Source organism: Amycolatopsis sp. lyj-84, from assembly GCF_046549075.1.
GTDB lineage: Bacteria > Actinomycetota > Actinomycetes > Mycobacteriales > Pseudonocardiaceae > Amycolatopsis.
Genome location: NZ_JAJPWO010000002.1, coordinates 230,087 through 241,158, shown reverse-complemented (window position 1 = coordinate 241,158; position 11,072 = coordinate 230,087). Strand labels below are relative to the sequence as shown.

The window sequence follows — 11,072 nt, the reverse complement described above, 5'->3', positions numbered from 1 at the left end:
CCGTCATGACCACCGACGAGCGGACGCTCGACTACCTCAAGCGACTGACCGCCGAACTGCGTGAGACGCGGCGCCGTCTGCGAGAAGCCGAGGAGAGCGGCTCCGAGCCGCTGGCCGTGATCGGCATGGCCTGCCGGTTCCCGGGCGGGGTCACCTCGCCGGAAGGACTGTGGGATCTCGTCGACGGCGGCGGGGACGGGATGACGGGATTCCCGGCGAACCGGGGCTGGGACACCGACGGGCTGTACCACCCGGACCCGGAACACCGGGGCACGAGCTACAGCGATCAGGGCGGATTCCTCCACGACGCCGGTGAGTTCGACGCGGGCTTCTTCGGCATCTCGCCGCGGGAAGCGCTGGCGATGGACCCCCAGCAGCGGTTGCTGCTGGAGGTCACGTGGGAGACGTTCGAACGGGCGGGGCTGGACACGGCCGCGTTGAAGGGCAGCGCCACCGGGGTGTTCGCCGGTGCGATGCGCAGTGAGTACGTCTCCGGTTTCGACGGCGGATCCGAAGAGGTCGAAGGGTTTCTCGGCACCGGCTCGTCCAACAGCGTGCTGTCGGGCAGGCTCGCCTACACCCTCGGCTTGGAGGGGCCGGCGGTCACGATCGACACGGCGTGCTCGTCTTCGCTGGTCGCGGTCCACCTCGCGGCGCACGCGCTGCGGTCGGGGGAGTGCTCGCTCGCACTGGCGGGCGGGGTCACGGTGATGGCCACACCGGAGACGTTCGTCGAGTTCTCGCGGCAGCGCGGGATGGCGCCGAACGGGCGCTGCAAGGCGTTCGCCGCCGGGGCCGACGGCACCGGCTGGTCCGAGGGCGCGGGCATGCTCCTGCTGGAGCGGCTGTCCGACGCCCGCCGCAACGGGCACCGGATCCTCGCCGTCCTCAAGGGATCCGCGGTCAACCAGGACGGCGCGTCCAACGGCCTGACCGCGCCCAACGGCCCGGCCCAGCAGCGCGTCATCCGTGCCGCGCTGAAGAACGCGAAGCTGACCGCCGCCGACGTCGACGCCGTCGAGGCACACGGCACCGGCACCACCCTCGGCGACCCGATCGAGGCACAGGCGCTCTTGGCCACCTACGGCCGCGAACGGGAAAACCCGCTGTGGCTCGGGTCGATCAAGTCCAACATCGGGCACACCCAGGCCGCCGCGGGCGCCGCGGGGATCATCAAGATGGTCGAGGCCATGCGCCGCGGCGTCCTGCCGCGCACCCTGCACGTGGACGAGCTCTCCCCGCACGTCGACTGGACGGCGGGCGCCGTCGAACTGCTCACCGAACCGAAGCCGTGGGACACCGGCGACCGGCCCCGGCGGGCCGGGGTGTCGTCCTTCGGCATGAGCGGCACCAACGCGCACGTCATCCTGGAGCAGGCCCCCGAAAGCGAGGACGCCGAGCCGGAGCGGACCCGGCCCGCCGTCCAGACCTGGCCGCTGTCAGCCCGCGGGCCCGCCGCGCTCAAGGCCGCCGCGGCCGACCTGCTGTCCACTGTGTCCAATTCGGACGACGTCGACCCGCTCGACCTCGGCTGGTCACTGGCCACCACCCGGACCGCGCTGGAGTCCCGCGCCGCGATCGTCGGCAGCACGCCTGACGACCTCAAGGCCGGACTGACCGCGCTCGCCGCGGGCGAACCCGCCCCCGGCGTCGTCACCGGCGAACCGCTGCTCGGGCGCACCGCGTTCCTGTTCTCCGGGATGGGCGCGCAGCGCTGCGGCATGGGCCGCGAGCTGTACGACACCTTCCCGGCCTACCGTGCGGCCTTCGACGAGGCGTGCGCCGCCCTCGACACCCACCTCGACCGCCCGCTCGCCGAGGTCGTCTTCGGCGACGACCAAAAGCTGCTCGACCGGATGACCTACGCGCAGCCCGCGATGTTCGCCCTGCAGGTCGCGCTCTTCCGCCTGCTGGAGTCGTGGGGTGCGCGCCCGGACTACGTCGTCGGCCACTCGGCGGGGGAACTCGCCGCGGCCCACGTCGCCGAGGTCTGGGACCTCGCCGGTGCCGCGCGGATGATCACCGCGCGCGGCCGCCTGATGGAGGCCCAGCCGCCGGGCGGCGCGATGATCGGCATCCAGGCCACCGAAGAGGAGGTCGCGGCCGAACTGACCGACGGCCTCGCCATCGGCGCGCTCAACGCGCCCGACTCGGTCGTCGTCTCCGGTGAGGAGGCCGCCGCCGAGGCGCTGGCCGCGAAATTCGCCGAACGCGGCCGGAAGATCAAGCGGCTCAACATCTCCCACGCGTCGCATTCCGCGCGGATGGACGGCATGCTCGCCGAATTCGGCGCGATCGCCGAAGAGATCCCGCACGGGACACCGTCGATCCCGGTGGTGTCCAACGTGACCGGGCGTCTCGCCGGACCCGACGAGGTCACCGTGCCCGGCCACTGGCCGCGGCACGTCCGGCAGCCCGTCCGGTTCGCCGACGGGATCGGTTTCTTGCGCGGCGAAGGGGTTTCCCGGTTCGTCGAGATCGGCCCGGATTCGGTGCTGGCGGGGATGGTCGCGCGGACGCTGCCGCCCGAAGGCATCCTCACCGTCCCGGTGCTGCGCAAGGACCGCCCCGAAGCCCGGACGGCGATGACCGTGCTCGCCGAACTGCACGTCCGCGGCGCCCGCGTCGACTGGACCGTGTTCCACGACGGCACCGGCGCCCGCACGATCGACCTGCCCACGTACCCGTTCCAGCGCGAGAACTACTGGCTGCGCGGCGGACTCGGCGCGGGCGACCCCGGCGGGCTCGGCCTCGCCGACGCCGCCCACCCGCTGCTGGGCGCGTCCGTCCCGCTCGCCGACGGTGCCGGGATCGTCCTCACCGGCCGGATCTCGCCGTCCACCCACCCCTGGCTTTCCGACCACGCGGTCGCGGGCACCGTCATCGTCCCCGGCACCGCCCTGGTCGAGCTGGCGCTGAGGGCCGGTGACGAAGCCGGCTGCGCGCATCTGGAAGAACTCACCCTGCGCGAGCCGATGGTCCTCGCCGGTCCCTTGGACGTCCAGGTCGTCCTGGCGGCCCCGGACGAGAGCGCCCGCCGCGCCGTCGCCGTCTACTCCCGGGCCGGTGAAGGCGCCTGGACGCTGCACGGTTCGGGAACGCTGGCCCCGCAGGCCCCGGCCGCGGGCTTCGACCTCGCCGAATGGCCGCCGAAGGACGCGACGCAGGTGGACGTCACCGAGGTCTACCCGGTGTTCGCCGCCGCGGGTCTCGAATACGGCCCGGTTTTCCAAGGACTCAAGGCGGCTTGGCGCCTCGGCGAAGAGATCTTCGCCGAGACCGCGCTGCCCGAAGACACCGCGAAAGCCGATATCGACCGGTTCGGCCTGCACCCTGCCCTGCTGGACGCCGGCCTGCACGCGATCGGCCTGCTGGCCGACGAGCCGGGCGGCGCGAAACTGCCGTTCCTCTGGCAGGACGTCACGCTGCACGCCACCGGCGCGTCCGCGCTGCGGCTGAAGCTCACGCCCGCCGCGTCCGGCGCCGTGACCCTGCGCGCCGCCGACGGGACCGGCGCGCCCGTCGTCACCATCGGTTCCCTCACCCTGCGCGAACTCGCCCCGGTCACCTCGGCGACCCCCGGTCTCGACTCGCTGTTCCGCCTCGACTGGACCCCGATCCCCACCCCGGCCGAGCCGGCCCCGGCCGAATGGGCCTACCACGGGCGGATCGGCGGCGGCGCCGTGCCACCGGTGGTCGTGCTCCCGGTCTTCACCGACCCGGCGGGCGCCCGGATCGCCACCCGCGAGGTCCTCGCCGTCCTGCAGCAGTTCTCCACCGAAGACCGGTTCGCCGACGCGAAACTCGTCATCGTCACCTGCGCCGCGATCGGACCCGGCAAGGTCGACCCGGCGGCCGCCGCCGTCTGGGGCCTCGGCCGCTCCGCGCAAAGCGAACTGCCGGGCCGCGTCGTCCTCGTCGACACCGAGACCGGCGACCTCGCCGACACCGAACTCGCCGCCGCGCTCGCGACCGGCGAACCCCAGCTCACCCTGCGCGACAGCGGGTTCGCCGTGCTGCGCCTCGGCCCCGTCCCGGGAACCGACGAACTGAGCCCGCCCGCCGAACCCGCGTGGCGCCTCGGCATGGCGGCTCGCGGCACCCTGGAAGAACTCCGCCTGGAGCCCTGCCCCCAGGCCTTGGAACCGTTGGCGCCCGGGCACATCCGGGTCGCCGTCGCCGCCGCGGGGCTCAACTTCCGCGACGCGCTCAACGTCCTCGGCATGTTCGAGGGCGAACCCGGCCCGCTCGGCAACGAGATCGCCGGTGTCGTCCTCGAAACCGGGTCCGACGTAGAAGGCACAGGCGATCTCAAACCTGGAGACCGCGTCATGGGCGTCGCCATCGGCGGCATCGGCTCCATCACCACCGCACAGCGCTCGATGTGCGCACGGATCCCCGACGGCTGGACGGACGAAGAAGCCGCGTCCGTGCCGCTGGTGTTCCTCACCGCCTACTTCGGGCTCAAGGAACTCACCGGTCTGAAGGCGGGGGAGTCCGTGCTCGTCCACGCGGGCGCCGGTGGCGTCGGCATGGCCGCGATCCAGATCGCGCGGCATCTCGGCGCCGAGGTCTACAGCACCGCCAGCCCCGCGAAGCAGCACGTGCTGCGCGAGGCCGGGCTCGACGACGCCCACATCGCCAACTCCCGCACCCTCGACTTCGAACAGCACTTCCTCACCACCAGCGAAGGACGCGGCGTGGAGGTCGTCCTCGACGCGCTCACCGGCGATTTCGTGGACGCGTCCCTGCGGCTCCTGCCGCGCGGCGGCCGGTTCCTGGAGATGGGCAAGGCGGGTCTGCGCGATCCCGAAGAAGTCGCCGCTCGGCACCCCGGCGTCGAGTACCGGCCCTACGACCTGATCGAGGCGGGTCCCGAGCAGTTCTCCCGCATGTGGGCCGAAGTGCTGGACCTGTTCGCCACCGGTGTCCTGAAGCCGTTGCCGCGCCGCGTCTGGGACGTCCGCCGGGCGCCGGAGGCGTTCCGGTTGCTCAGCCAGGCCAAGCACATCGGCAAGGTCGTGCTCACCATCCCGCGCGGCCCGGAGCCCGAAGGCACCGTCCTGATCACCGGCGGTACCGGTGGTCTCGGCGCGATGCTCGCCAAGCACCTCATCGCGGAGTACGGCGTCCGGCATCTGCTGCTGACCAGCCGCCGGGGTCCGGCCGCGCCCGGCGCTTCCGAGCTTTCCGCCGAACTCGAAACCCTGGGCGCGACCGTCACCATCGCCGCCTGTGACAGCGCGGACCGCGACGCCGTCGCCGCGCTGCTGGCCTCGATCCCCGAAGAGCACCCGCTCACCGGCGTCGTCCACGCGGCCGGTGTCCTCGACGACGCCCCGATCGACGCGCTCACCCCCGAACGTCTCGACCGTGTCCTGGCTCCCAAGGCGGACGCGGCCTGGCATCTGCACGAGCTGACCGCAGGGCTCCCGCTGCGCTGGTTCGTCCAGTTCTCCTCGGCGGCCGGTGTGCTCGGCAACCCGGGCCAGGGCAACTACGCCGCCGCCAACGCCTTCCTCGACGGCCTCGCCACCCGCCGTCGCGCCGAAGGTCTCGCGGCGCAGTCGGTCGCCTGGGGCCTCTGGTCCGGCGGTATGAAGGGCGAACTCGGCGACGCGGGCGAAGAACGCATGCGCCGCAGCGGTTTCCCGCCGATCGACGCGGGAGAGGGCCTGGCGATGTTCGACCGCGCGGTCGGCCTCGACCACGCCGTCCTGCTGGGCCTCAAGTTCGACCGCGCGACCGTGCGCGGCAGCGACGCCCCGATCTCGCCGCTGATCCGCGCGCTCGTCGGCGGCTCCGGCCGCGCCAAGGCCAAGACGGCCAGCGCCGAACAGGCGGGCGAACTGCGGCGCAAACTCGCCGGGCTGCCCGCGCCGGACCGGGACGAACTGCTGCTGGACCTGGTGCGCCGCGAGGTCGCGCTGGTGCTCGGCCACGCCGACGCGGCCGGGATCGCCGCGACCCGCGCGTTCAACGAAATCGGCTTCGACTCGCTCACCGCGGTCGAGCTGCGCAACCGTCTCGGCGCCGCGACCGGTCTCCGGCTGCCCGCGACGCTCGTCTTCGACCACCCGACACCGGACGCGCTGAAGGTCTTCCTGCGCGGCGAGCTCGTCGGGGACGAAACGCCGGCCCCGGTCGTGGTACCCCCCGCCACGGCCGGGGCCGGTATCCACGACGACCTGGTCGTCATCGTCGGCATGGGCTGCCGCTATCCGGGTGAGGTCACCTCGCCCGCCGAGCTCTGGCAGCTGGTCGCCGAGGGCCGCGACGGCGTCGGAGACTTCCCGGCCGACCGCGACTGGCCCCTGGACTCCCTGTTCCACCCGGACCCCGACCACCGGGGTACCACCTACGCCTCCGAAGGCGCCTTCCTGTACAACGCGGGCGACTTCGACGCCGAGTTCTTCGGGATCTCGCCGCGTGAGGCGCTGGCGATCGACCCGCAGCAGCGGCAGGTCCTCGAGACCGCGTGGGAGGCGCTGGAGCGCGCGGGTATCGAGCCCGGCTCCCTGCGGGGCACCAGCACCGGCGTGTTCGCCGGGGCGCTGTCCAACGACTACATCTCGCGGCTGAGCGCGATTCCCGAGCAGGTCGAAGGCTTCCTCGGCACCGCGTCCTTCAGCAGTGTCGTCTCCGGCCGGGTCGCCTACGCGCTGGGACTGGAAGGCCCGGCCGTTTCCGTCGACACCGCTTGCTCTTCGTCCCTGGTGGCCGTGCACCTGGCCGCGCAGTCGCTGCGGTCGGGGGAGTGCTCGCTGGCACTGGCGGGCGGTGTCAACGTGATGGCCTCGCCCGACATGTTCGTCGAGTTCTCCCGTCAGCGCGGATTGGCACCGGACGGGCGCTGCAAGCCGTTCGCCGGGGCCGCCGACGGCACGAACTGGGCCGAAGGCGTCGGAATCCTGGTGCTGGAACGCCTTTCCGACGCTCGCCGTAACGGACACCGGGTGCTGGCGGTGGTCAAGGGCTCGGCGGTCAACCAGGACGGCGCGTCGAACGGCCTCACCGCCCCTAACGGTCCCTCGCAGCAGCGGGTGATCCGCTCGGCGCTGGCGAACGCGGGCGTGGAGGCGTCCACTGTGGACGTCGTCGAGGCGCACGGCACCGGCACGCCGCTGGGCGACCCGATCGAGGCACAAGCCCTGCTGGCGACCTACGGCCGTGACCGCGAGCGGCCGTTGCTGCTCGGTTCGGTCAAGTCGAACATCGGCCACACCCAGGCCGCCGCCGGGGTCGCCGGGATCATCAAGATGGTCGAGGCGATGAACCACGGTGTCGTCCCGGCGAGCCTGCACGTGGACGAGCCGACCCCGCACGTCGACTGGACCACCGGCGACATCTCCCTGCTCACCGAGCAGAAGCCGTGGCCGGAGACCGGTCAGCCACGCCGCGCCGGGGTGTCGTCCTTCGGCATCAGCGGCACGAACGCCCACATCGTCCTCGAACAGGCCCCGGCCGAAGCCGAGCCCGAGCCTTCGGGATCGCTGCCTGTCGTACCCCTGGTGCTCTCCGGTCGTACCCCGGAGGCCCTGGCCGCTCAAGCTTCTCGTCTGTCTACTGTGGATTCTTCGGTCGACGCGGGATTCTCGCTGGCGACCACCAGGACTCACCACGCGTACCGCGCGGTCGTCGTCGGCGAGCCCGGCGCCGGGCTGCGGGCACTGGCCTCCGGAGGATCCGCGGGAGGCGTCGTCACCGGCGAACCCGCGACCGGCCGACTCGCGTTCCTGTTCACCGGACAGGGTTCGCAGCGCGCCGGGATGGGCCGCGGCCTGTACGAAGCCTTCCCCGCCTTCGCGAAGGTTTACGACGAGATCGCCGCGCTTCTCCCGATCGACGGCGATCTCAGCCGGACCGGGACCGCCCAGCCCGCCATTTTCGCTCTGGAAGTCGCGCTCTACCGGCTCTTCGAGTCCTGGGGTGTGCGTCCCGCCTACGTCACCGGGCACTCGATCGGTGAGATCGCGGCCGCGCACGTCGCAGGCGTGTTCTCGCTGGAGGACGCGGCGAAACTGATCGAAGCCCGCGGCAGGCTGATGGAGGCGCTGCCGGAAGGCGGCGCGATGGTCGCCGTGCAGGCGACCGAGGCCGAGGCCGCCGAGTTCGGCGGGGTCGCCGTCGCCGCGATCAACGGGCCCGACGCCATCGTGCTCTCGGGCGCGGAGGAACCGGTGCTGGCCGCCGCGTCGGCGCTGGAAGCCCGTGGCCGCAAGGTGAAGCGCCTCGACGTCTCCCACGCGTTCCACTCGCCGCTGATGGACCCGATGCTCGAAGACTTCGCCGAAGTGGCGCGGAGCCTGACCTACGCCGAGCCGAAGATCCCGGTCGTCTCGGCCGTCACCGGCGCCGTCGCCACCGAGCTGACCGATCCCGTGTACTGGGTGCGGCACGTGCGGGAACCGGTCCGGTTCGCCGACGCGCTGACCGCCCTCTCGGCCGAAAACGTGACCACTTTCCTCGAAATCGGACCGGCGGCGGTGCTTTCGGCGCTGGCCGCGGGGTCCGGCGAGGCGATCCCCGCCCTGCGCGACGATCGGGACGAGCCCACCGCGGCGGTCACCGCGCTGGCCCGGCTGCACGTCCGCGGGATCGACGTCGACTGGCCCGCGTTCTTCGCCCCCGCGAAACCGCGCGTGATCGACCTGCCGACCTACGCCTTCCAGCACGAGCGGTACTGGCTGCGTGAACCGGCCGTGGCGCGGGTCGCCGGCGGCCTGCGCCATCCGGTCCTGGCCTCCGCGGTCACCTCGGCGGGCGACGGCTCGGTCCTGTGCACCGGGGTCCTCCCGTCCGACCCCTCGGACACCCTGCTCGTCGAACTCGCGATCCGCGCCGGTGACGAGGCCGGTGCGGGCACCCTCGCGGAGTTCGCCATCGAGGCGCCGCTGACCGGGGACCGCGAGGTCCAGGTCGCCGTCGGCCCCGAGGACGGCGGCCGCCGCCCGGTCTCGATCCACACCCGCGCCGGGAAGGACTGGCAGCGCCACGGCACCGGATACCTGGTCACCGCACCCGCCCCGGCACCGGCCGCCCCCGACGTCCTGACCGAACTGACCGTGCCGGACGACATCCCGCAGCTGTTCGGTCTCCACCCGGGCCTGATCGACCCGCTGCTGACCGAGTACGGCTGGCCGGTCGCCTGGCGGAACGTCACCCTGCACGCCACCGGCGCCACCACCGTCCGGGCGAGCCTGAGCCCGGCGGGGGAGCTGGCGGTCTTCGACCTCGCCGGTGCCCCGGTGCTGTCCGCCGAGGTGACCTTCGGGGAACGCCCGGCGGCCGTGACGGCGCCGAGCGAGTCGCTCCACCGGATCGTCTGGACACCGGTTCCGGCGGTCGACGGCGAAACGTCGTGGGCCCGCCACGAAGACGTCGGCGCGGACCTGCCCGACGCCGTCGTACTGGAACTCGCCGAGCCCGACGGCGACGTCGCCGACGCGGCCCGGACGGCGACCGCGACCGTGCTCGCCGCGCTCCAGGACCCGAAGTACGCGGAGACCCGCCTGGTCGTCCTGACCGCCGGTGCGGTCGCACTGTCCGAAGAGGACGGTGCCGACCCCGCGGCCGCCGCGGTCTGGGGTCTGGTGCGTGCCGCGCAGTCGGAGAACCCCGGCCGGTTCGTCCTCGTCGACGGCGATGGCGACACGACGATTCTCGGCAGGGCCCTGGCCACCGGTGAGGACCAACTGCTGCTGCGCGAAGGAAAGCTGTACGCGCCGAGGCTCGCGCAGGTGCGTGACTCCGCCGCCGAGGCACCGGAGCTGGCAGGTGGAGCGGTGCTCGTCACCGGCGGCACCGGTGGGCTCGGCGCCCACCTCGCGCGGCATCTGGTTCAGGCGTACGGGGTCCGCGACCTCGTGCTGACCAGCCGTCGCGGGCCGGACGCCCCGGGCGCGACCGAGTTGTCCGACGAGCTGAAGGTGCTCGGCGCCGACGTCCGGATCGAGGCCTGCGACGTAGCGGACCGCGCCGCTGTCGAAACCCTGCTGGCCGGTATCCCCGGACTGACCGGGATCGTGCACGCGGCGGGTGTCCTCGACGACGGTCTCGTCGACACGCTCACCCCGGATCGGCTCGCGACCGTGTTCGGCCCGAAGGCCGCCGCCGCTTGGCATCTGCACGAACTGACGAAGGGTCACGAGCTCGCGGCGTTCGTCCTGTTCTCCTCGGCCGCCGGGGTGCTCGGCAACGCCGGGCAGGGCAACTACGCCGCCGCCAACGCGTTCCTCGACGGTCTCGCCGTGCACCGCCGGGCGCTCGGCCTGCCCGCCCGCTCGCTGGCCTGGGGCCGCTGGGCCGACGGCATGGGCGGCGCGCTCGGCGAGCAAGCCGGGCAACGGCTGAGCCGCAACGGTTTCCCCGCGCTGAGCACCGACGAAGGCCTGGCGCTGTTCGACGCGGCACTGGCCACGGACCTGGCGGCGTCGGTCCCGGTGAAGCTCGATCGAGCCGGGCTCGCCGCGGCCGGGCAACTCCCGCCGGTGCTGCGCGATCTGGTCCCCGCGGTGCGGCGCCGGGCCGCGGCGGCCGACGCCGGCGAACTGCGTTCCAAGCTCGCCGGGCTGGCCGAGGCGGAGCAGGAGCGCGCGTTGCTCGACCTGGTGCGCGGGCAGGCCGCGGCCGTGCTCGGGCACGCCGGGGCGGCCGCGATCGCCCCCGGACGCGGCTTCCTCGACCTCGGTTTCGACTCGCTCACCGCGGTCGAGTTCCGGACCGCGCTGGCCGCCGCGACCGGGCTCACCCTGCCCACGACGGTCGTCTTCGACTACCCGGCGCCGGACGCGCTGGCCAAGTACCTCCAGACCGAACTCGCCCCCGAGACCGGCGCCGGTGCCGCGGTGACCGAACAGATCACCCGGCTCGAAGCCCTGCTCGACGGCGCCGACCCCGGCGACGCGGAGATCGACGGACGGCTGAAGCGGCTGGTGTCGGCCTGGGCGGCGAAGAAGCCCGCGCACGCCACCGCCGACCTCGAAGCCGCGTCCCCGGACGACCTCCTCGCGCTGATCGACAACGAGTTCGGCCCGCGCTGACCCGCGACAGACCCTCAGGAGCCGTGACCC

Annotated in this window: 1 protein-coding gene; it reads left to right on the top strand. The window is 73.0% G+C overall.

The window, feature by feature from the left end:
• The first annotated feature begins 5 nt into the window (after positions 1-5).
• The gene (locus ACLJRM_RS06370; RefSeq protein ID WP_410662553.1) at positions 6-11,042 is read left to right on the top strand and encodes an SDR family NAD(P)-dependent oxidoreductase; all 11,037 of its coding nucleotides are present in this window, start codon (positions 6-8) and stop codon (positions 11,040-11,042) included.
• Positions 11,043-11,072 lie beyond the last annotated feature (30 nt).